The organism is Klenkia terrae (assembly GCF_900491935.1).
GTDB lineage: Bacteria > Actinomycetota > Actinomycetes > Mycobacteriales > Geodermatophilaceae > Klenkia > Klenkia terrae.
On the sequence record NZ_UEXK01000004.1, the window covers coordinates 490210 to 512162 of the forward strand.

The 21953-nt window shown below is 75.2% G+C and carries 21 protein-coding genes; 9 read left to right on the forward strand and 12 right to left on the reverse strand.

Annotation, left to right across the window (positions count from 1 at the left end):
- Positions 1–55: 55 nt before the first annotated feature.
- The 3 genes from LFA75_RS02590 (at position 56) to LFA75_RS02600 (ending at position 3368) form a co-directional block, all read left to right on the forward strand.
- Positions 56–874 (forward strand): IclR family transcriptional regulator, encoded by an 819-nt coding sequence (locus LFA75_RS02590; RefSeq protein WP_225232205.1) that lies wholly within the window; start codon positions 56–58, stop codon positions 872–874.
- Positions 875–981: 107 nt separating this feature from the next.
- Positions 982–1929, forward strand: coding sequence for an alpha/beta hydrolase (locus LFA75_RS02595; protein ID WP_225232206.1), 948 nt, complete (start codon positions 982–984; stop codon positions 1927–1929).
- Positions 1926–3368 carry a glycoside hydrolase family 43 protein gene (locus LFA75_RS02600; RefSeq protein ID WP_225232207.1) on the forward strand — a complete coding sequence of 481 codons (1443 nt, stop codon included), beginning with the start codon at positions 1926–1928 and terminating at the stop codon, positions 3366–3368. The genes LFA75_RS02595 and LFA75_RS02600 overlap by 4 nt, the downstream gene beginning before the upstream one ends.
- 89 nt (positions 3369–3457) lie before the next feature.
- On the opposite strand, the gene LFA75_RS02605 is transcribed toward LFA75_RS02600, so the two are convergent.
- The gene (locus LFA75_RS02605) at positions 3458–3922 is read right to left on the reverse strand and encodes a cupin domain-containing protein (RefSeq protein WP_225232208.1); all 465 of its coding nucleotides are present in this window, start codon (positions 3920–3922) and stop codon (positions 3458–3460) included.
- An 83-nt stretch (positions 3923–4005) separates the two neighbouring features.
- Between LFA75_RS02605 and LFA75_RS02610 the strand changes: the two genes are divergently transcribed.
- From LFA75_RS02610 to LFA75_RS02635, 6 genes are all read left to right on the forward strand, one after another.
- Complete coding sequence (locus LFA75_RS02610; RefSeq protein WP_225232209.1) at positions 4006–4518, forward strand: GNAT family N-acetyltransferase; 513 nt, start codon at positions 4006–4008, stop codon at positions 4516–4518.
- Between the two features lie 5 nt (positions 4519–4523).
- Positions 4524–5933 carry an NAD(P)-binding protein gene (locus LFA75_RS02615; RefSeq protein WP_225232210.1) on the forward strand — a complete coding sequence of 470 codons (1410 nt, stop codon included), beginning with the start codon at positions 4524–4526 and terminating at the stop codon, positions 5931–5933.
- Positions 5934–6038: 105 nt separating this feature from the next.
- Positions 6039–6593, forward strand: a complete 555-nt coding sequence (locus tag LFA75_RS02620; protein WP_225232211.1) for a quercetin 2,3-dioxygenase — start codon at positions 6039–6041, stop codon at positions 6591–6593.
- Positions 6590–7471, forward strand: coding sequence for an alpha/beta hydrolase (locus tag LFA75_RS02625; RefSeq protein ID WP_225232212.1), 882 nt, complete (start codon positions 6590–6592; stop codon positions 7469–7471). The genes LFA75_RS02620 and LFA75_RS02625 overlap by 4 nt, the downstream gene beginning before the upstream one ends.
- On the forward strand, positions 7468–9099 hold the full coding sequence (locus LFA75_RS02630) for an FAD-dependent monooxygenase (RefSeq protein ID WP_225232213.1): 1632 nt from the start codon (positions 7468–7470) through the stop codon (positions 9097–9099). The genes LFA75_RS02625 and LFA75_RS02630 overlap by 4 nt, the downstream gene beginning before the upstream one ends.
- Positions 9096–10262 (forward strand): glycoside hydrolase family 1 protein, encoded by a 1167-nt coding sequence (locus LFA75_RS02635; protein ID WP_225232214.1) that lies wholly within the window; start codon positions 9096–9098, stop codon positions 10260–10262. The genes LFA75_RS02630 and LFA75_RS02635 overlap by 4 nt, the downstream gene beginning before the upstream one ends.
- A gap of 36 nt (positions 10263–10298) precedes the next feature.
- On the opposite strand, the gene LFA75_RS02640 is transcribed toward LFA75_RS02635, so the two are convergent.
- The 11 genes from LFA75_RS02640 to LFA75_RS02690 all read right to left on the reverse strand — a co-directional run bounded on the left by LFA75_RS02640 (position 10299) and on the right by LFA75_RS02690 (position 21802).
- Positions 10299–11309 (reverse strand): ABC transporter substrate-binding protein, encoded by a 1011-nt coding sequence (locus LFA75_RS02640; protein WP_225232215.1) that lies wholly within the window; start codon positions 11307–11309, stop codon positions 10299–10301.
- 24 nt (positions 11310–11333) lie between these two features.
- Positions 11334–12437 carry an MSMEG_0565 family glycosyltransferase gene (locus LFA75_RS02645; RefSeq protein ID WP_225232216.1) on the reverse strand — a complete coding sequence of 368 codons (1104 nt, stop codon included), beginning with the start codon at positions 12435–12437 and terminating at the stop codon, positions 11334–11336.
- Entirely contained in the window at positions 12434–13249 is an 816-nt protein-coding gene (locus LFA75_RS02650; protein ID WP_225232217.1) for a carbon-nitrogen hydrolase family protein, read from the reverse strand. The genes LFA75_RS02645 and LFA75_RS02650 overlap by 4 nt, the downstream gene beginning before the upstream one ends.
- Positions 13246–14580 carry an MSMEG_0569 family flavin-dependent oxidoreductase gene (locus LFA75_RS02655; protein WP_225232218.1) on the reverse strand — a complete coding sequence of 445 codons (1335 nt, stop codon included), beginning with the start codon at positions 14578–14580 and terminating at the stop codon, positions 13246–13248. The genes LFA75_RS02650 and LFA75_RS02655 overlap by 4 nt, the downstream gene beginning before the upstream one ends.
- A complete protein-coding gene (locus LFA75_RS02660; protein WP_225232219.1) occupies positions 14577–15428 on the reverse strand; it encodes a carbon-nitrogen hydrolase family protein in 852 nt (283 codons plus the stop codon). Before LFA75_RS02660 ends, LFA75_RS02655 begins: the two co-directional genes overlap by 4 nt.
- Positions 15425–16837 carry an MSMEG_0567/sll0787 family protein gene (locus LFA75_RS02665; protein WP_225232220.1) on the reverse strand — a complete coding sequence of 471 codons (1413 nt, stop codon included), beginning with the start codon at positions 16835–16837 and terminating at the stop codon, positions 15425–15427. Before LFA75_RS02665 ends, LFA75_RS02660 begins: the two co-directional genes overlap by 4 nt.
- The gene (locus LFA75_RS02670) at positions 16834–17874 is read right to left on the reverse strand and encodes an MSMEG_0568 family radical SAM protein (protein ID WP_225232221.1); all 1041 of its coding nucleotides are present in this window, start codon (positions 17872–17874) and stop codon (positions 16834–16836) included. Before LFA75_RS02670 ends, LFA75_RS02665 begins: the two co-directional genes overlap by 4 nt.
- 43 nt (positions 17875–17917) lie before the next feature.
- Positions 17918–18451, reverse strand: coding sequence for an MSMEG_0572/Sll0783 family nitrogen starvation response protein (locus LFA75_RS02675; RefSeq protein ID WP_225232222.1), 534 nt, complete (start codon positions 18449–18451; stop codon positions 17918–17920).
- A 56-nt stretch (positions 18452–18507) separates the two neighbouring features.
- Complete coding sequence (locus LFA75_RS02680) at positions 18508–19350, reverse strand: amidohydrolase family protein (protein WP_225232223.1); 843 nt, start codon at positions 19348–19350, stop codon at positions 18508–18510.
- 123 nt (positions 19351–19473) lie between these two features.
- The gene (locus LFA75_RS02685) at positions 19474–20712 is read right to left on the reverse strand and encodes an alpha-hydroxy acid oxidase (RefSeq protein WP_225232224.1); all 1239 of its coding nucleotides are present in this window, start codon (positions 20710–20712) and stop codon (positions 19474–19476) included.
- Positions 20713–20764: 52 nt separating this feature from the next.
- Positions 20765–21802 carry a LacI family DNA-binding transcriptional regulator gene (locus LFA75_RS02690; RefSeq protein WP_225232225.1) on the reverse strand — a complete coding sequence of 346 codons (1038 nt, stop codon included), beginning with the start codon at positions 21800–21802 and terminating at the stop codon, positions 20765–20767.
- Positions 21803–21953 lie beyond the last annotated feature (151 nt).

The following is a 21953-nucleotide window of genomic DNA, read 5'->3' on the forward strand; positions in this document are numbered from 1 at the left end:
GCTGCGGGCAACCATGGAGGTGCAGGTCACGTGACGTCAGGCACAATGCCGGTCAATGGCACACGAGATCCCGACCCCCGAGCCCCGGGTCCGCGGCAAGCGCCCTCCGCAGGGCGATCCCGTGGTCGACCGGGCCCTCGCCCTGCTGGGCGCCTTCGACGCCCGCCGCCGCTCGCTGACCCTGGGTGAGCTGGCCCGGCGCAGCGGCATCCCGACCAGCTCCGCGCTGCGGCTGGCGGGTCGGTTGGTGGCCTGGGGCGCGCTCGAGCGGGACGCCGAGGGCCGGTTCTCCATCGGCCTGCGGCTGTGGGAGGTGGCCTCGCTGGCCCCGCGGGCGCAGGGCCTCAAGCAGGTGGCGATGCCCTACATGGGCGACCTGGAGGAGGTCACCCGCCAGCACGTGCTGCTGGCCGTGCGGGACGGCGACCAGGGGCTGCTGGTCGAGCGGCTGTCCTCGCACCTGGCGATGCCGGTGCTCTACCGGGTGGGCGGGCGACTGCCCCTGCACTCGACCGGCGTCGGGCTGGTGCTGCTGGCCCACGCCGACACCGACTTCCAGGAGGAGGTGCTGGCCCGGCCGCTGGTGCACGAGCCGGAGAAGGTCGCCGTCTCCCCCGCCGCGCTGCGCCGCACGCTGGCCGCGATCCGCCGCGAGGGCTCGCACACGCTGCGCCGACGCGCCCCGCAACCGCTGGTGAGCGTGGCCTGCCCGGTGTTCGGCGACGACGACCGGATCGCCGCGGCGCTGTCGGTGGTGGTGCCGATGGAGCACGCCGAGCCGCGGCTGCTGGTGCCCGCCGTGCGCACCGCTGCCCGGGCGATCTCCCGCGGTCTGGGCGCGCAGCGCTCGATCGGCCTGGTCCCCGCGCCCTGAAACCGTGCCGGTGGATGGCACCGGCCTGGGGTGTGCGCGGCCGGTGGTCCAAGGTCGGGGCCTGCACCCGTGGCGTGCGTCACGGGGCCGACCACCCAGGAGCTGCCGTGCCCGTCCACCCGTCCCAGGCCTCGCGGTTCGCCCTGCTCGACGGGCTGACGTCGTTCGAGGCGGCGATGGCCGACCCGGCGTCCCGGGCCCGGCTCGACGCGTTCATGTCCCTGGGCGAGGCACCGCCGGCCCCCGACGTGCACGTCCGGGACACCGTCGCCCCGGGCCCGCACGGCGACGTCCCGGTGCGGGTCTACTCCCCCGCCGCCGACGGCACCGGCCGGCCGGGCTTCGTGTGGATGCACGGCGGCGCCTTCCGCGCGGGTGACCTGGACATGCCCGAGGCCGACCGGACCGCCCGCGAGGTCTGCGCCCGCGCCGGTGCGGTGGTGGTGAGCGTGGACTACCGGCTTGCGGTGGACGGCGTCACCTACCCGGTCCCGCACGACGACGTGGTGGCCGCCGTCCGCTGGGTGCGCGACGAGGCCGCCGCGTTGGGCGTCGACCCGGCCCGGATCACCGTCGGCGGCGCCAGCGCCGGCGGCAACCTGGCCACCGGGGCGACCCTGCGGCTGCGCGACGACGAGGGGTGGCAGCCGGCCGCGCTGGTGCTCGCCTACACGACGACGCACGCCGTCCTGCCGCCTGCGTCGGCCGAGCTGACCGCCCTGATGGCCGAGGTGCCCGTCCTGCTGCGCTTCCCGCCGGCGGCCCGGGCCGGGATCACCCGCAACTACGTCGGCGGGGCCGAGAGCCGGGCCGACGGGTACGCGATGCCGGCCGGCGCCGTCCTGACCGGGCTGTGCCCGGTGGTCGCGCTGACCGCGGAGTACGACGACCTGCGGGTGTCCGCCGAGCACTTCACCGCGGCGCTCGCGGTGGCCGGGGTCGACGTCCGGCAGGTGCTGCTGCCGGGCATGCTGCACGGCTTCCTCAACCTGCCGGCCACGATCGGGCCGGTGGACCGGGCGCTCGCGCTGATGAGCGAGGTGGTCGCGTCGTGAACCCGGCCCTCCCGGGCTTCCACCCGGACCCGAGCATCGTGCGGGTCGACGGCACCTACTACCTGGTGACCTCGACGTTCGAGTACCTGCCCGGGCTGCCGGTGCACCGCAGCACCGACCTGGTGTCGTGGGAGCTCATCGGGCACGTCGCCGTGCGGCCCGAGCAGCTCGGGCTGGACGACGTCCCGACGCCGGGCGGCACGTGGGCGCCGACGATCCGGCACCGTGACGGCACGTTCTTCGTGGTGGTCACCGTGATGCTGGGCGGCCGCGGCTGCGTGGTCTTCTCGGCCACCGACCCGGCCGGGCCGTGGAGCGACGGGGTGCCGGTGCCGGCCGTCGAGGGCATCGACCCCGACCTCGCCTGGGACGACGACGGCACCGCGCTGATCACCTTCGCCGGCTTCCCGCACCCGATCCGCCAGGTGCCGGTCGACCTGTCGACCGGGCAGGCGCTGGGCCCGGTCCGGGAGATCTGGGCCGGCACCGGGGCCTTCGCACCGGAGGGCCCGCACCTGTACCGCCGCGGCGGGCACTGGTACCTGCTGGTCGCCGAGGGCGGCACCGACCGCGGCCACCGGGTGAGCATCGCCCGCGGCCCGTCCCCGTCGGGACCCTGGGCGGCCGCACCCGGCAACCCGGTGCTGACCGCGGTCGGCACCGAGCACGCGGTGCAGAACACCGGCCACGCCGACCTGGTCGACACCCCGGACGGCGGGACGGCGATGGTGCTGCTCGGGGTACGCCCGCTGGGTTTCGCGAACGCGTTCTCCCCGCTGGGCCGTGAGACCTTCCTGGTGCCGGTGACCTGGGTCGACGGCTGGCCGCAGGCGTCGCTGCCCGAGGCCACCGGCACCCCGGACGAGGACGTCGCCGGCGGGGACGACTGGATCGCCGTCCGGCGCACGCCGTCGTCCCTCCTCGGCGGGGACGGTCTGGTGCTGACCGGCGAGGGCACGACGCTGGCGGACCGGCGACCGGTCTTCGTGGGCCGACCGCAGCGGCACCTGGGCTGCACCGTCGACGTCGTGGTGGACGCCTCCGCCGGGCGTGGCGGCCTGGCCGCGCGGCACGACGAGCAGCACTGGTTCGGCCTGGAGGCGACCACGGACGGCGACCGGACCGTGGTCACCGCGCGGGCCGTGCTCGCCGGGCTGGAGAGCACCTGGACGGCGGCGTTCCCGGCCGGTCCGGTGCAGCTGCGCATCGAGCAGCAGCTGCCGCCGGGTGGGTTCGTGCCCGCGGCGGTCGGCGGCGGCGTGGTGCGGATGCTGGCCGCCTGGGCCGATGCCGACCCGGTGCTGCTGGCGGAGTTCGACGGCCGGTACTGGTCCTACGAGGTGGCCAAGTCCTTCACCGGCCGGGTGTGGGGCCTGTTCGCCGTCGACGGCACGGTGTCCTTCACCGACCTCCGCTACCGCGGCAGCGACTCGGCCTGACCGGCCCGGCAGACTCCCGTCGTCCAGGGGTGTTGTGCCCCTGCAGGGCGTGGCCATCCCTGCACGGCGGGAGTCTGCGGGTGGTCGGGTCAGCCGCTGGTGGTGTCGTAGCGGGAACGCAGGGCGGCCAGCAGCTCGGCGGTGGGTTCCTCGCCCGCGGCGACGGCGGCGTGCACGTCGCGGAAGTACTGCTCGTAGCCGGCCGGGGTGTACATGCACAGCGCCCGGACCGGGTCGGAGCCGCTGTCGTTGCGGTAGCCGTGCGCGGTGCCGCGCAGCGCGGCCGCGGTGTCCCCGGCGGCGAGGACGACGTCGTCCCCGGCGGTGCTCAGCGTGAGGTGCCCGGACAGGACCACGAAGTACTCGTCGTGCGAACCGTGCACGTGCGGCCGGGCGCCGAGGGTGGCCGGCCGCAGCGTGAACTCCTCCAGCCCGAACCGGCCCCCGGTCTGCTCCCCGGTGAGCGCGAACAGGTGCGCGATGCCGCCGGCGTCGATCGCCTCGCCCGCGCCTGCCCGGATGACGAGCGGCAGATCTCCTGGAGCCGTGGTCACCGCCCGCACGCTAGCCGGAGCCCGGGGCCGACCGCGTCGACAACTCCGGGGACGGGCCGGCCCATCGGCGCTACGGTGCGGCCGTGTCCGAACCGCCTGCCGTGACCCTCCGCGCGCGCACCGACGCCGACCTCGACGTGCTGTTCGAGATCGCCGCCGACCTGGACACCTGGGAGGAGCGGAACCCCTCGGCGCCGGCACCCCTCACCCGGGAGCGGTTCGACGCCCGGCATGCGGCCCGCACCGGGGGCGACGACGTGGAGTTCGTGGTCGACGTCGAGGGCCGGGCCGTGGGCACGGTCGCCCTGTTCGGGTTCGACCCCTTCGCCCGGCACGCCGAGGCCGGGATCAGCCTGCTGCCCGGGGCCCGCGGTCGCGGGATCGGCACGGCCGCGCTGGTCCAGCTGGTCGAGTTCGGGTTCACCCGGCGCAACCTGCACCGGATCCACCTGCAGGCCATCGCCTCCAACACCGGCGGCCTGCGCGCCTACGAGAAGGCGGGCTTCGTGCTGGAGGGGCGGCTGCGCGAGCACGCCTGGGTGCGCGGCGGCTACGAGGACATCGTGCTCATGGGCGTCCTGGCGCCCCGGCGGTGACCGTCGTGGAGACCGACTACCTGGTCGTCGGCGCCGGAGCCACCGGGCTGGCCTTCGTCGACACCCTGCTGGACGAGACCGACGCGCACATCACGGTCGTCGACCGGCACGGCGCACCGGGCGGGCACTGGAACGACGCCTACCCCTTCGTCACCCTGCACCAGCCGTCGGCGTTCTACGGGGTCAACTCCCTGGAGCTCGGTACCCGGCGGCTGGACACCGCCGGGCTGAACCAGGGCCTGTACGAGCTGGCCTCCGGTGCGGAGATCACCGCCTACTACGACCGGCTCGTGCGCACCCGACTGCTGCCCAGCGGCCGGGTCGACCACCACCCGCTGAGCGAGTACGAGGCCACCCCGGACGGCGGTCACCGCTTCCGCAACCTGCTGTCCGGCGCCACCACCGAGGTCCGGGTGCGCCGCAAGGTCGTCGACGCCACCTACAGCAGCCCGTCGGTCCCCTCCACCCACCGGCCGCGGTTCGCCGTTGCGGACGGCGTCGACCTGGTCCCGCCGAACGCGCTCCCGGGCCTCGCGCACCGCGCCCCGGCGCGGTTCGTCGTGCTCGGCGGCGGCAAGACCGCGATGGACACCTGCGTCTGGCTGGTCCAGCACGGCGCCGACCCGGACGCGATCACCTGGGTGGTGCCGCGGGACTCCTGGCTGATCAACCGGGTCACCACCCAACCCGGGCCCGAGTTCTTCCACGAGGCGATCGGTGGCCAGGCCGACCAGATGGAGGCCTTCGCGACCGCGACGGACACCGCGGACCTCTTCCGCCGGCTGGAGCGCTGCGGCGCGATCACCCGGGTCGACCGGGACCGCGCACCCGGCATGTTCCACCTGGCCACCGTGGCGCCCGGCGAGGTCGAGGTGCTCCGCGGGATCCACGACGTCGTCCGGCTCGGCCGGGTCCGGGAGCTGCAGCCCGACGCGATGGTGCTCGACGGCGGCACGGTGCCGGTCGCCCCCGGCACGGTGTTCGTCGACTGCACGGCCTCGGCCGTCGAGCGCCGGCCGGTGCAACCGGTCTTCCAGGGCGACCGGATCGTCCTGCAGCTGGTCCGGCTCCCGCAGCCCGCGTTCAGCGCCGCGCTCACCGCCTACGTCGAGGCGCGGTACGACGACGACGAGCACCGGAACCGGCTGTGCGGCACCGTCCCCTTCCCGTACGACCTGGACGACTACCCGGCGACGATGCTGGCCACGATGTGGAACCAGTTCCACTGGGGCCAGGACGCCGAGCTGCGCCGGTGGATCCGCGCCAGCCGGCTCGACGGCTTCGGGAAGCTGATGGCCGAGGCCGACCGGGACGACCCGGCGCAGCGCGACGTCCTCGCCCGGATCCGGGAGCACGCGCCCGGCGCCGTGGGCAACCTGACCCGCCTCGTCGAGGCCCGGAGCGCGTCGGCCTGACGTCCCTCGGAAGCCGTGCCGCTCAATGGCAGGGTGCTGCCCCGCGGTGACCGCCGTCACCGATGCTCAACGGAGTCGACGCCGACCCCGCGCCTGGAGGCAGCCATGAGCTTCGAGTACCTGATCGACCCCGCGAACGGTCCGCAGTGGCAGGGCCAGCTGCCCGGCAAGCCCGAGCCCTACGTGCTGCGCCGCGGCGAGGGCGAGCACGCCAAGCTGTTCGGCGACCTGTTCACCGTGCTGCTGTCCGGCGACGAGACCGAGAACCAGTTCGGCGTGATCGTGGCCGACTCCCCCGCCGGCGACGTCATCCCCACCCACAGCCACGACGCCACCCACGAGACGTTCTACGTGCTCGAGGGCAAGGTCCGGCTGTTCTTCGAGGACACCGAGGGCGCCCAGCAGACCCGCCTGCTCGCCCCCGGCGACTTCGGCTTCGTGCCCGCCGGCTACGCCCACGCCTACCAGGTGGTCGAGGCCAGCCGGATGATGGGCACGCTGTCCGGCGGCTTCGAGCGGTTCTTCCAACACATGGGCACCCCGACCGACCACACCGGCGACCAGCCGCCGTTCATCCCGGACTTCCCGCGCATGCAGGCCGCGGCCCAGCAGCACCGCATGAAGTTCCTCCCCGAGCACCGCTGGGACGTCCAGGAGTGACGCTGCCACCCCCGGCGCACAGCGCTCCGCTCCCCCCGGCCCGGACGACGGCCGACGGCGTCCGGGTGCTCGCCGGCGTCCCCTACGCCGCCCTCCCCGGCGCCCGGCCGCTCGAGCTCGACCTCTACCTGCCGGCCGACCCCGGCCCGGCGCCGGTGGTCGTCTTCCTGCACGGCGGCGGCTGGCGGCTGGGCAGCCGGCACTCGGCCGGCCCGCAGTTCACCGGCAGCGCCCCGTTCGAGCAGCTCGCGCAGGCCGGCATCGCCGTCGCGGCGCTGGACTACCGGCTCTCCGGCGAGGCGGTCTGGCCGGCCCAGCTGCACGACGCGAAGGCCGCCGTCCGGTGGCTGCGGTTCCGGGCAGACGAGCTCGGCGTCGACCCCGACCGGGTCGCCGCGTGGGGCGAGTCCGCCGGCGGTCACCTGGCCGCGCTGCTCGGCCTGACCGGCCCGGACCTGGACGGCGACGTCGGCGTCACCGGGCCGGCGAGCACCGTCCGCGCCGTCGTCGCCTGGTACCCGCCGACCGACCTGGCCACCGTGCCGGCCGACCCGACCGACGCGACCACCCGGGAGGCGCAGCTGCTCGGCGCCGCCCCGGCCGACGTCCCCGAGTTCGCCGCGCAGGCCAGCCCGGTCACCCACGCCGGACCCGCCGCGCCACCGTTCCTGCTGCTGCACGGGGACGCCGACCGCATGGTCGGCCACCGGCAGAGCGAGCTGCTGCACGCCGCGCTCACCGCCGCCGGCACCCCGGTCGAGCTGGTCACCCTGCCCGGCGCCGACCACATGTGGCTGGGCTCCCCCGACGCAGCCGCCACCGCACTCACCCGCACCACCGCGTTCCTGACCCGGCACCTCCTCGGGGACCACCAGTGACCGGCCCCCGCCCCACCGCGCCCCGGCAGGTCCCGGTGCTGGTCGCCGGCGGTGGCCCCAGCGGTCTGGCGGCGGCGATCGAGCTGGGCCGGCGCGGCGTCCGGGTGCTGGTCGTGGAGCCCCGCGAGGTCCTCGACCCGCTGCGCGCCCGGGCCAAGACCACCAGCGTGCGCACCATGGAGCACCTGCGGCGCTGGGGCCTGGCCGACGAGCTCCGCCGACGTGCTCCGCTGCCGGTCGAGCACGCGCAGGACGTCGTGTTCTGCACCTCGGTGTTCGGCCGCGAGCTGACCCGGTTCCCGAACGCCTTCGGGCTGTGGACGCAGCCCCGGGACATCGCCGCCGAATCCGGCCAGCAGGTGCCGCAGCCGGTGGTCGAGCAGCTGCTGCGCGACGCGGTGGCCGACCTGCCGTCGGTGACCCTGCTGCTGGGCTCGCGGGTCACCGAGGTGCACGACGGCCCGGACGGCGTCCGGGCCGTCGTCACCGGCGCCGACGGCACGACCACCGAGGTGCACGCCGAGTACCTGCTCGGCGCCGACGGCGGCAGCGGGGTCTCCCGCGCCGCGATCGGCGCCCGGTACGCCGGGTCCTCGGGCACCGCCCCGAACCTGTCGCTGGCCTTCCGGTCGCGCACCCTCGACGAGCGCCCGCCCTGTGCGCTCGGCGTGCACTGGTGGGTGGTCGGCGGGGAGCGCGGCGGGCTGATGGGCCGGTTGGACCTGGCCGGCACCTGGTGGGCGATCGTGCAGGGCGTCGACGTGTCCCGCGAGGACGTCGACCCGGTCGCCCTGGTGCGGGCCTTCGCCGGTGACCCCGACTGCGACGTCGAGGTGCTGGTCACCGACCCCTGGTCGGCCCGGATGCTGCTGGTGGACCGGTACCGCGGCGAGCGGGTGTTCCTGGTCGGCGACGCCGCGCACCTGAACCCGCCGTGGGGCGGGCACGGGTTCAACACCTGCGTCGGCGACGCGGTCAACATCGGCTGGAAGCTCGCCGCCGTGCTGCAGGGCTGGGCCCCGGCGTCGCTGCTGGACAGCTACGAGCCCGAGCGCCGTCCGGTCGCCGAGCGGACCATCGCCGCCGCCGGGGACCAGGAGGCGTTCACCGCCACCCGCTTCGCCGGGCGGGACGCCGAGGCCCCGGGCCCGGACGGCGACGCGGTCCGCGCCGAGCTGGCCGACGCCCTGCAGGTGAAGGACCCGGAGTTCCACAGCCTGGGCCTGGTGCTGGGCTACGACTACGCCGACTCCCCGGTCGTCGTCCCCGACGGGTCGGTGCCGCCGGCGCACGACGTCGTCGGGTTCACCCCGTCCGCGCACCCCGGTGCCCGGCTGCCGCACGCCTGGCTCCGGCCGGGCCGCTCGGTCTACGACGAGCTGGGCGAGGGGTTCACCCTGCTCGTCACCGCCGGCGACCCCGACCCGCTGGTGGCCGAGGCCGCCCGGCGCGGGGTGCCGCTGTCGGTCACCGACCTGTCCGCCGCGCCTGCGCTGCGCGACCTGTGGGGAGCCGGCCTGGTGCTGGTCCGCCCCGACCAGCACGTCGCCTGGCGCGGGGACTCGGTCCCCGACCCCACCGTCCTGCTCGACGCCGTCACCGGCGCCCACACCCTGGAGACCGCATGACCGCCACCTTCCCGCCCGCCTTCCTCTGGGGCACCGCCACCGCCGCCCACCAGGTCGAGGGCGGCAACACCCAGAACCACTACTGGGCCTGGGAGCACGCCGAGCACTCCCCCTTCGCCGAGGTCAGCGGGGACGCCTGCGACAGCTACCACCGATGGCGCGAGGACCTGGACCTGGTCGCCGGGTCGGGGCTGGGCGCCTACCGGTTCAGCCTGGAGTGGAGCCGGATCGAGCCGGAGGAGGGCGAGGTCTCCCGGGCCGGGCTCGACCACTACCGGCGGATGGTCGACGGCTGCCTGGAGCGCGGGCTCACCCCGCTGGTCACGCTGATGCACTTCACCACCCCGCGGTGGTTCCACGAGGACGGTGCCTGGACCTCGCCCAAGGCCGCCGACCGGTTCGCCCGGTTCACCGAGACCGTGCTGCCGGTGCTGGCCGACGTCCCGTACACGATCACGATCAACGAGCCCAACCTCGCCTCGGTGCTGCCGGTGCTGGGCGCGATGGCCGCCCGCGGCGAGCAGATCTCCGGGCTGCCCCGCCCCGACCAGCGGCTGGCCGACGCCTTCCTCGACGCGCACCGGGCCAGCGCCCAGGTGCTGCGCGGCGCCGGGGTGACCCACGGCCTCTCGCTGGTCGGCCAGGAGTGGATCGTCGAGGACGGCGGGGACGACGAGATGGTCGCCCACCGCGCGGCCATGGAGGACCAGTTCCTCGAGGTGGCCGGCGAGGGCGACTTCGTCGGCATGCAGATCTACAGCTGCGCCCGGATCGGCCCGGACGGCCCGGTCGCCGGCGACGCGGACCTGATGACCTTGGCGCACATGGAGTACCGACCGGGCGCCCTGGGCGCGTCGGTCCGCCGGGTGGCGGAGGTGCTGCCGGACACCCCGATCGTGGTCACCGAGAACGGGATCGCGACCACCGACGACGCGCAGCGGATCGCCTTCACCGGCGAGGCGCTGGGGTCCCTGGCGCAGGCGATCACCGACGGGGTCGACGTCCGCGGGTACGTGCACTGGTCTCTGCTGGACAACTTCGAGTGGTTCGCGGGCTACACGCCGACCTTCGGCCTGGTCGAGGTCGACCGGCAGACCTTCGTCCGCACGCCGAAGCCGAGCCTGGCCTGGTTGGGCGGGGTGGCGCAGGCGAACGCGGTCTGAGCACAGGGGCCCCGGGGTGACCCGGGGCCCCTGGCCTCAGACGTCGACCGACGCCCGCAGGATCCCGGCCAGCTCGCGCATCTTCTCGGCCTGCGAGTGGAAGTCCAGCGCGGCCTGGGTCCAGCTGTGCACCTGCCCGGCCACCAGCGCGGGGTGCGGGGCGAAGGTGGGCTGGTCGGCGAGGTCGGCGGCCTGGAAGCCCTCCACGCTGAGCAGCAAGACGTCGCCGGTCATCGTCTGTGCGGCGTTCTCCCACCCGTAGATGTCCCAGTAGAAGGTGCCGTCGTCGGGGTTCAGGTCGGTGAAGTCGACGCCGTAGCTGCGGTACAGCTCCATCCCCAGCTCGTCGTCGGGCTTGGCCAGGTAGATGCCCGAGCTGGCGTCGGCGTACATCTGGGTGACCTCCAGGTCGGACTCCTCCGCGGCGGCCTGCAGCTCGGCCGCGGCCGCGTCGAACTCGGCCTGCGCCGCGTCGACCGCCGACTGCTCGGCGCCCAGGGCGAGCGCGACCGAGTTCAGGCTGTCGATGACGTCGGCCCCCCGGCCGCCCACCACGACGGTGATGATCGGCGCGATCGCCTCGAGCTGCTGCTGCTGCTCGACGTCGGCCAGGCCGTAGCGCGGGCCGTCCAGGTCCAGGGTGCCCTCGCGGTCCTCCGGGTACAGACCCACCACGATGACGTCCGGCTGCGTCGCGGCCAGCGCCTCGAGGTTGATCTCCCCGTAGCCGTTGCCGACCACCGGGATGTCGGCCGCCTCGGGGTACTCCGCGAAGCGCGGGTCGCTGGCCACGTCCACCCGGCCGAAGACCGCCACCGGCTCGACGTCCAGGCTCAGCAGGCCCAACGCGTAGTCGCTGTAGCTGGCGATCCGCTCGGGGGCCTCGTCGAGGGTCACCGTGGTGCCGGTGTCGTCGGTGAACTCCCACCCGCCCGGGCCGTCGGCGGCGTCGGCGGCGGGACCGGAGGAGCAGGAGGCGAGGGTCGCGGCGGCGGCCAGGGCGGCGGCGACGAGCGCCGTGCGGCGCGTGGGTGAGGTCGTGGACACGGCGGCAGCTTAGGGCACCCTTGCCTAAGTTCGGGGCCGGGTCCGAGCGAGCCGGCCGTACAGCGCGAGGTGGGCAGCGGCCGCGGTGTCCCAGTCGTGCCCGTCCGCCAGCGCCCGTCCCGCGGCGACGCGGCCGGCGTCCGGCTGCGCCGCGGCGGCCAGCAGGGCGTCGGAGAACCCGGCCGGGTCGGTGGCGAAGGCCGCCGTGGCGCCGAAGACCTCGCGCAGCACCGGCAGGTCCCGGGTCACCACCGGCACCCCGGCAGCCAGCGCCTCCATCGCGGCCAGGCCGAAGCCCTCCTGGGTCGAGGGGAAGGCGAACACCTGCGCCGCGGCCACCAGGGTGGGCAGCTCCGCGTGGTCCACCGGTCCCAGCACCACCGGCGCCACCCCGAGCTCGGCAGCCCGGGCGTCGACGTCGGCCCGGTAGGCGCGGTAGTCGAACAGCGTCTCGCCGCCGGCGACCACCAGCGCCAGGTCCGGCCGGGCGTCGCGCACCGTCGCCATGGCCTCGACCAGGTCCCGGGTGCCCTTGCGGGGCTCGATGCCGCCGACGGCCAGCACGTAGTCCCCCAGCCGGTCCCGCCACCGCCGGCGGCCCGCGGCGCCGTCCGGGCCGGCCGCCGCGGCGAACCGGTCGGCCTCGACCCCGTTGGGGATGACGGTCGCCGTCCGGCCCCAGCCCGCTGCGACCTCGGCGGCGACGGCGGCCGACACGCACACCAGGGCGTGCGGGGTCCGCAGCGCCCGCTCGTGGCAGGCCGCCAGCTCCGGGGTGGTGAACCGGTCGAGGTGGTGGACGGTGCGCACGCAGTCGGGCACCGCGTTGGCCGAGATGCAGTCCTGGGCGTGCACCACGTCGTAGGCCTCGTCGGCGAAGGCGGCCCCCAGGACGGCGATCGACCGCAGGATGCGGGCGCCGACGTCCTCCCCGGCGACGTCGGGGAACGGCACCAGCCGCAGCGTCACCGCCGGGTCGACCGGCCGGAAGAACGCCTGGTCCCCGCCCCGGCCCAGCGACCAGACGTGCACGTCGTGCCCGGCCCGGGCCATCGCCTCGGCCAGCGCCAGGGTGTGCACCACCCCGCCGCGCGGCTTGGTGGAGTAGGTCAGCAGCGCGACCCTCACGAGTACGCCTCCGGACGGCGCTCGGCCAGGTGGGACAGCACCGTGCGGGACCGGGCGACCTCGCCGGCCACGTCCAGCTCGGCGACCGCCAGCCCGGCCTTGGCCCAGGTGCGGGCCAGCACGTCACCACCGGGGCCGACCACCTTGGACTGGCCCAGGAACCGCAGCCGGCCCATCGTGCCGGTCTGGTTGGCCGAGACCACCACGACCTGGTTCTCCGCGGCCCGGGCGCAGTCGTAGAGGTCGAACAGCCGGGACTGCCGGTCCTGCAGCAGCCGCGGCGCCCGGTTGGTCAGCGAGGCCGGCCACGCCGACAGGCAGGCGAGCAGGTGGGCGCCGTCCCCGGCCAGGGTGCGGGCGGCCTCGGGGAAGGTCTTGTCGTAGTCGATGAGCATGCCCAGCCGGCCGACCGGGGTGTCGAAGGCGGTGAACGCGTCCCCGGCCGCGTAGGCGGCGACCTCCCCGGCGGGCTGGTGCACCTTGCGGTGTCGGCCCAGCACGCCGTCCCCGGTGAGGGCGACGGCGCTGTTGTGGAACCGGCCGCCGGCGGACTCCCGGTAGCCCAGGCAGACCACCACCGGCCCGGCCGCCGCGGCGACCCGGTCGAACACCGCGTCGTCGGCGGGGAAGGCCGGGGGCAGGCCGGTGTCGTGCACCGGGTCGAACCCGCCGAGGTAGCCGCCGATCGTGGCGTCCGGGAAGACCAGCAGGTCCACCCCCTGCGCCCGGGCGTCGGCGGTGATCGCCTCCACCTTGGCCACGCAGGGCTCGACCTCCCGGCCGAAGTGCGCCGAGACCGCCGCGACCCTCACGCCGTCCGGGAGGCCGACGACGCCGCGCCCGCCGCCAGCGCGCTGCTCAGCCCGGTCCGGGTGCCGGCCGCGCTCAGCTCGGTGATCCGGTCGGCCACGAACTCGGCGTCCCGGGCGATGCCGGCGAACCGGCCCGACCCCCAGGTGTGCAGCCACGGCAGGCCCAGCACGAACAACCCCGGCGCCGCGGTCACGCCGCGGTGGTGGGTGGGGTAGCCGGTGCCGTCGAACACCGGCACCTTCACCCACGACCAGTCCGCCCGGAACCCGATCGCCCACACCACGGCGGTGATCCCGGAGCCCTCGAGCTCCAGCTCCTTCGGGTCCTCCGCCGGCGCCCACACCGGGACGTAGCGGTCCTCGGTCGGCGCGTCGATGCCGGCCGCGGCGATGTGCCGGTCGATCACGTCCTTGGCGCCGTCGTCGACGGCGTCCGCGCGGTCCAGGTGGGCGGTCAGGTTCGGCGCGAAGGTCAGCGCGGAGCCGGCCAGCCCGGTGAGCGTGCCGTAGAGCCGCATGCCCTGGACGGCGAAGGTGCGCAGGTCGATGTCGTGGCCGCCGTCCCGGCCGGTGACGTAGTGGTTGGTGCCGACCCGCGCGGCCTCGCCGTCCCGGTGCTGCTCGACCGGCAGGTCGTAGTGGCCGAGGTCGTCGAGCCACGCGACGACGTCGCGGCCGCGGTACCGGCGGGCGATCCGCGGCGCGCTGCCCACGGCCAGGTGCACCCGGCGGCCGGCCAGGTGCAGGTCCTCGGCGATCTGCGCGCCGGACTGCCCGGTGCCGACCACGAGCACCTCGCCCTCGGGCAGCTGCTCGGGGTTGCGGTAGGCCTGGGAGTGCAGCTGGGTGATCCCGTCGGGCAGCGCGGAGGCGTACGGCGGGACGACGGGCAGGTGGTAGCCGCCGACGGCGAGCACCACCTGGTCGGCGTGCAGCTCTCCGGCGCTGGTGGTCAGCAGGTAGCCGCCCTCGGCGGCGGGGGCGAGCCGGGTGACCGCGACGCCCTCGTGCACCGGCGGGTCGAAGGACGCCGCGTAGGACCGGACGTAGTCGACGATCTCGTCGCGGAGCATGAAGCCCTCGGGGTCGTCGCCGGCGTAGGGCCAGCCGGGCAGCCGGCACTGCCAGTTCGGGGTGACCAGGCAAAAGGTGTCCCAGCGGGCGTCGACCCACTCGTGCGCGACGGTCTCCCGCTCCAGCACGACGTGCTCGACGCCGCGCTGGACCAGGTGCCAGGAGATCGACAGCCCGGCCTGCCCGCCGCCGACGACGGCGACCGGCACGTGCGCGGGCAGCCCGGTGCGGGTGGGCGCCGCCTCGGTGAGCGTCACGCGACCGCCCCGACCCCGTAGGTCTCCGGACGGCGGTCCCGCAGGTGCCCCATCGACCGCCGCGCCCCGGCGAGGACCTCGCCCACGTCTACGGTGGCCACCGCGGTGCCGGGCGCGACGCCGGTGGTGGCCAGCACGTCCCCGCCCGGGCCGACGACCTTGGCGCTGCAGACGAACCGCAGCGCGCCGAAGGTGCCCGACTGGTTGGCCGACACCCAGACGATCTGGTTCTCCAGCGCGCGGGCCTGGTCGAACAGGTCGAACCGGCGGGTCCACCGGTCCTCGGCCAGGTCGGCTGCGGCCCCGGTCCGCGAGCCCGGCCAGGCCGACATGCAGACGACGACCTCGGCGCCGTCGACGGCCAGCGTGCGGGCCGCCTCCGGGAAGGCCTTGTCGTAGCAGATCATCATGCCGATCCGGCCGACCGGCGTCTCGAAGGCGCGGAAGCCGTCGCCGGCCGCGTAGGAGTTCGACTCCCCCAGCGGCTGGTGCACCTTGCGGTGCACGCCGAGCACACCGTCCCCGGTGACGGCGACCGCGGTGTTGTACCGCCGGGCGCCGTCGGACTCGCAGAACCCGGCGGTCACCACCATGTCGCCGGCGATCCGGGCCAGCCGGGCGACCTCCGGGCCGTCGACGTCCAGGGCCGGGGGCAACGCGTGCTCGGGCAGCACCTCGGACACCCCGTGGTCGCCGAGGGAGGCCAGGTAGCCGCCGAGGGTGGCCTCGGGCAGGGCGAGCAGTTGGACGCCGCGGGCCCGGGCGTCGGCGACGAGCCCCTCGATCCGGGCGAAGGAGGCGTCGAGGTCACGGCCGAACGGAGCGGCGACGGCGGCGAAGGTGGTCACGGGTTCTCCTCGGGTGTGCGGGAGGCGCCGAGGCCGGTCACCGGACCGGCCAGGGCGGGGGTGGTCGAGCCGTCGGGCCAGCGCAGCCGCACGCCGGAGCCGGGCACCAGCTCGCCGCAGGTGGCCGTGCTGGCCGGTCCCGCGGGTGCGAAGGAGCGGTCGGCGCCGTCGGTGGTGAGGAAGGCCGAGCCGGGGAAGCAGGTGAACCAGTCCCCGACGGTCGCCGACGTCGGCCGGGGCACCGCCGCGACGTCCAGGACGGCGCCGCAGCCGCTGGCCTCGGCGAGCATGCCCAGCGTGCCGACCAGGCCGGCCATCGAGACGTCCTTGGCCGCGGCCGGCGCGGTGCGGGCGACGACCGAGCCCATCAGCTGCAGCTCGGCCGTCGTCCGGCCGGTGGTGGAGTCCCACTGCCGGCCGGTCGCGCCGGGCCGCCAGTCCCCGCCCAGGTCGGCGGTCAGCCGGACGTGCTGGCCCGGCCGGCCGCCCGAGGCCGGCACCGGCCGGTCGGTGCGGCCCAGCGCGGTGACGCTCAGCGCCGCGGGCACGCCGAGCTGGGTGTGCCCGCCGAGCACCGGCACGCCCCAGGCCTGCGACCCGGCGCGCAGGCCGGCGACGACCCGGGCGGCGAACGAGGCATCCCGGGCGCCGATGGAGTCCAGCAGGCCCAGCGGGGCGGCACCCATCGCGGACAGGTCGTTGACGTTGACCAGCACCCCGCACCAGCCGGCCCAGCCGGGGTCGCGCTCGACCATCGAGGGCAGGATCGCGTCGCAGGCGGCGACCACGTCGGTGCCCGGCACCGGGGCGCCGTCGTCCCCGACGAAGCCGGGGCCGCCCAGGTGCAGGCCGGCGAGCAGCCCGCCCAGCGGGGACTTGGTGGCCTGCGCGAGGGCGGCGAGGCGGCCGATCGGCCAGGTCATCGCGGTGTGCGGCCGGCCTGCGATGTCCGCGGCCCCGGTGGCCGCCCAGCCCAGCCGGGTGAACATCGCGGCGTAGCGGTCCTGCACGACGGCGTCGAAGCGCAGTGCGCCGGCCTGCTCGGCCCGCGCGCAGGCGGCGGCCACCAGGGCGGGGCCGATGCCGGGCGGGCTGCCGGGCGCGACGACCAGCCGGGACCCGGTCCACCAGCCGACGTCGACCCCGACCGGGGCGAGCCGCACACCGCCGAGCACCTCCCCGGCCACCCCCCGGGCGACCAGGACGACGGTGGCCGCGTCGTCGTCGGCGTCGTCGAGGTCGGAGCCTGCGAACAGGCCCTGGTCCTCGACGAACGCCTGCTGCCGGAGCTGCCGGTGGGCGCGGACGCCGGCCGGGTCGGCCTCCTCGAGCTGCCAGCCGGGCCGGGCCACGGGCAGCCGGTGGTCGACCAGCAGCACGTTGCGGTCCCAGGCCATCTGCTCGGTCATGCGCCGGCCGCCTGGAGTGCGCTGCACGCACCGCACGCCGCGCAGCCGGCGCCCTGGTCGGCACCGCGCATGCCCAGGGCGCGCAGCCCGGCGGCGACCCGGGTGGTGACGTCCTCGAGCACCGCGGGGTCCGGGGCGCCGACGCCGTCGGCCATCGCCAGCGTCCCGGCGAGCGGCCGGTACGGGACGACGAAGGGGTAGACGCCGCGACCGGCGAGGTCCAGCGCGCCGGCGACCAGCTCGTCGGCGTCCTCCCCCAGCCCGACCAGCAGGTAGGTCGACACCTTGTTGCGGCCGAACACCCGCACCGCCTCGGCCCAGGCGGCGTCGTACTGGCTCATCGGCACGGTGGCCTTGCCGGGCATCCAGCGGGCCCGCACGTCGTCGTCCAGGGACTCGACGTGGATGCCGATCGCGGTGGCCCCGGCGTCCTTGAGCTCCTGGATCGCGTCCAGGTCCTGCGGAGCCGGCGGCTCGCACTGCACCTGGATCGGCAACCCCGGCACGGCAGCGGTGACCGCCCGGACGCAGCGGGCCAGGTGCCGGGCGCCGCGGTCCCGGCCGTTGGTGGTGCCGGTGGTCATCACCATCTGCCGCACGCCGTCGAGCCGGACGGCGGCCTCGGCCACCTCGGCGAGCTGCGCCGGGCTCTTGACCGCGGTGGTCGACCCGGCGGCCAGGCTGGCCTCGATGGCGCAGAACCGGCAGCGGTCCGCCTCGTCGTACCGGATGCAGGTCTGCACGACGGTGGTGGCCAGCACGTCCTTGCCGTGCAGCCGGGCGAGCTTCTCGTAGGGGACGCCGTCGGCGGTGGCCAGGTCGTAGAAGCGGGGGCGCTCGATCGCCTCGGCGTCCAGCCCGAGGTCGGCGCCGTCCAGCAGCAGGCGGCCGCCGCTGATCGAGTACGGGCTGTCGGCGTTCAGCGGCAGCGCCGTCCCCATGCCGCCCAGCAGCACGTGGCCGTCGTCGCTGGGGCCCGCCCCGGCCCGTCTCCGGACCGGGGCGTCGACCCGGACGCCGAGGATCGCGACGTCCACGCGGGTGCTCGGTCGCATCGGTGTCCGGGTCACGGCCGGCGACTCAGAGGTTGTAGGTGCTGTTGATGATCGCGCCCTTGCGGGCGTAGTGGATCAGCGCGTCCTGCACGTCGAGCGGGTGGCAGGGGATGCAGCCGGCGATCAGGTCCTCCTCGCGGAGACCGTGCAGGGAGAGCCCGAAGCGGCAGACGTAGACCGTGCCGCCCTCCTCGATGAACTTCTCGATCTGCGAGTTGATGTTCTGCTCGCCCGGGAACGCGGAGTCCCCGGTGGTCGGGAAGCCGCGGGTGGCCATGGCGTTCATCGCGGCCGGGCCGTAGAAGTACAGGACCGACTCGTAGCCCTTGCGCAGGGCGCGCAGCGCCTGCAGGCAGGCCACGAAGCTGACCGACGACTCGTGCGCGATGCCGTGCACCAGGGTCAGGTAGCTCTCGCCCTCGCCGGCCTGGTAGTCGGGGAAGATCTTGGTCGAGCCGTACAGGTTGCTGCCCTTGGGCAGCGAGGGGTGCGGGATCTCGGCGAGGCTGGCCTCCGCGTTGGCCTTGATCTCCTCGGGCGATGCGAGCGGGGTGGTCACAGGGTTCCTCCGTTGGGGTGGTGGGGTGGGCGGACGATCGGGTTGGGCGGTGCGGGTCAGGTCAGGCGGTGGAGCTGCTCGAAGTTGCGGCGGAAGACCAGGTCGGCGAGCTCGCCGTCCCCGGTGGCCGCCGCGAGGCGGGCGTGCTCGCCCGCGAAGTCGCCCCAGGGCTGGTCGGAGGCGAAGAGGACCCGGTCGTGGCCGATGCCGTGCCGCTCGATCTCGGCGGCGAACCAGCGCGGCGCGAAGCCGATGGCCCAGCTGGTGTCGGTGTAGACCCGCTTGCCCTCGGCGACCCAGGCGAAGAACTTCTGGCCGATCAGCTTGATGTGGCCGCTCATGCCGCCGCCCATGTGCACCAGGTGGACGGCGACGTCGTCGGCGTACCGGTCGACCAGCAGGCCGACCTCGTCGAGGTCGCTGGCCGCGCCCGGGCTGGTGTGCACGTGGACGACCAGGTCGTGCTCCCGCGCGGCGGCGAAGATCGCGTCGAGCTGCGGGCGGCAGGCCTCGTCGGTGGCCCGCCCGCCGAGCAGGAAGGACAGCTTGAGCGCGCTGACGCCCTGCTCACCGGCCAGCGCGAGGGCCGCGCTCGTCGCGACGGCGTCCTGCGGGCGGGGGCTGGTCCACAGCCCGGCCCGGATCCGCTCGTCGGTCTGCGCGGCCTCGACCACCAGCTCGTTGAGCGCGAAGGACGCCGTCGGGTCGGGCACCCCGTAGTTGGGGATGACCAGGGCGAACTCGGTGCCCTCGTCGTCCAGGTCGGCCTGCAGCTCGGCGATGGTGGCTCGGGCCGTGGTGTCCGGGTTGACCGGCGGACCGCCGTAGAAGGGGAACGCGGGCAGCACGCCGAGGTGCCGGTGCGCGTCGTGCACCCGCTGCCGGGCCCCCGTGGTCATGCCGAGAACGGTCGTCCCGGGGTGTGTCGCCGTGGTGACGTCCGGAACGAGATGCCGTTACGTCTGGGGCCCGATCAGCGGCTCCCGCGTCGCCGCCGTTTCCGACTCCGCACCGCCCTGGGATCAGCCCCGGGGCAGCAGGCGGTGCAGCTGGGTGACGTGCCGGGGCTCGAGCTCGGCGATCGAGCTGACGCCCAGCAGCCGCATGGTGCGCACGATCTCCGACCGGAGGATCTCGATCGTGCGGTCGACCCCCTCGCGCCCGCCGGCCATGAGGCCGTACAGGTAGGCCCGGCCGATCAGGGTGAACGAGGCGCCCAGGGCCATCGCGGCCACCACGTCGGCACCGTTCATGATCCCGGTGTCGACCATGACGCAGGCGTCGTCGCCGACCTCCTTGCGCACCGCCGGCAGCAGGTGGAAGGGCACCGGGGCGCGGTCGAGCTGCCGGCCGCCGTGGTTGGACAGGACGAGGCCGTCCACCCCGGCGTCCAGCAGCTTGGTGGCGTCGGCCACCGACTGCACACCCTTGACCACGAGCTTGCCCGGCCACATGCCGCGGATGACGTCGAGGTCCTCGTAGCTGATCGTCGGGTCCATGGCCATGTCCAGCAGGTCACCCACCGTGCCGCCGGTGGTCGACAGCGAGGCGAACTCCAGCTTCGGGGTGGTCAGGAAGTCCCACCACCACCACGGCCGGACGGCGGCGTTGAGCACCGTGCCCGCGGTGAGCTGCGGCGGGATGGAGAACCCGTTGCGCTTGTCCCGCAGCCGGGCCCCGGCGATCGGGGTGTCCACGGTGAACTGCAGGGTGTCGAACCCGGCGGCCGCGGCCCGCTCGACCAGGCCGTAGGAGATCGACCGGTCGCGCATGACGTAGAGCTGGAACCAGTTGCGGCCGTGCGGGTTGGCCGCCTTCACGTCCTCGATCGTCGTCGTGCCCAGGGTGGACAGCGTGAACGGGATGCCCGCCGCGGCCGCGGCACCGGCCCCGGCGGTCTCGCCCTCGGTCTGCATGAGCCGGGTGAACCCGGTGGGCGCGATGCCGAAGGGCAGCGCGCTCGGCCCGCCCAGGACCTCGACGGAGGTGTCGACGTCGACGGCCGGGCGCAGCACGTCGGGGTGGAACTCCACGTCGGCGAAGGCCTGCCGGGCCCGGGCCAGCGACAGCTCGCCCTCGGCGGCGCCGTCGGTGTAGTCGAAGGCGGCCCGCGGGGTGCGCCGCTTCGCGACCGTGCGCAGGTCGGCGATGGTCAGCGCCGACTCCAGCCGGCGGCGCTTGCCGTTGAGGTCGGGCTTCTTGAACGACACCAGCTCGAGCAGCTCGGCCGGACGGGGCGCCTGACGGCGGGTGCGAGTCATCGGGAGGTCCTCGGGTCGGTCGGGACGGGGTCGGGGGTCAGGGCTGGTGCACTCACGCGGTCCGGTCCGCCCGCGAGGAGGTCCGGCGGGTCATCGAGGACTCCCGGACCACCAGGACCGGCTCGAAGACGATCTGCTCGTGGACGTGGCCCTCGGCCGACTCGTCGAGCAGCAGCTCCGCGGCCCGGCGGCCGAGCTCCCGGCGCGGCTTGCGGACGGAGGTCAGCGGGACCGCGGCCGCGGCGGCGAAGTCGATGTCGTCGTAGCCGACGATGGCGCACTCCTCGGGCACCCGCACGCCGTGCCGGGTCATCTCCTGCAGCACCCCGAGGGCCAGCAGGTCGTTGGCGCAGATGACCGCGGTGGGGCGCTGCGCGGCCGGCATGCCGACGATCTGCGCGGCGGCCTGGCGACCGGTCTCCACGGTGAGCACGGACGGCGCGAAGACCGTCAGCGCCTCCTCGTCCCCCCACCGCTCCCGGACCGCGGCGACCACGCCGGCGTGCCGCTCCTGGATCTGGGGCAGCCCGGAGCTCCCGCCCACGAACGCCAGCCTGCGGTGGCCGCGCTCGATGAGGTGGTCGGCCGCCAGCCTGCCGCCGAGGACGTCGTCGACGGCGACCGAGCACTGCCCCGGCCCGGACGCGCGGCGGTCCACCAGCACCACCGGGGTGCCGCGACGGCGCATCGACTCCAGGTTCGGCGACAGGTCCGCGGTGGGGGTGATGAGCACCCCCTGCACGCGCTGCTCGGCGAGCAGGTCCAGGTAGGCCGACTCCTTGGCGGGGCGGTCGTCGGAGTTGCACAGGATCACGGCGAGGCCGGCGTCGTTGGCCACGTCCTCTACGCCCCGGGCCACGTCGGTGAAGAAGGGGTTGGCGATGTCCAGCACCACCAGGCCCAGGGTGCGACTGGTCCCGGCCCGCAGCTGGCGGGCCGACTCGTTGCGCACGAACCCCAGGTCGCCGATCGCCTGCAGCACTCGCTCCCGGGTGCCCTCGGCGACCTGGTTGGGCCGGTTCAGCACGTTGCTGACGGTGCCCAGCGACACGCCGGCCCGGAGGGCGACGTCGCGGATGCTGACCGGCACACGGGCTCCTGGGGACGACGGGCGGGGACGACCCGGGCGGGCAACGGGTGTCGCCGGTCACGCCATGGTGGCACGGATCTGAAACGTGTCAACCTCGGATCAGGCCGCTCGCGGAGCCGATCCGACACCACGGCGGTGACGCTTGACACCC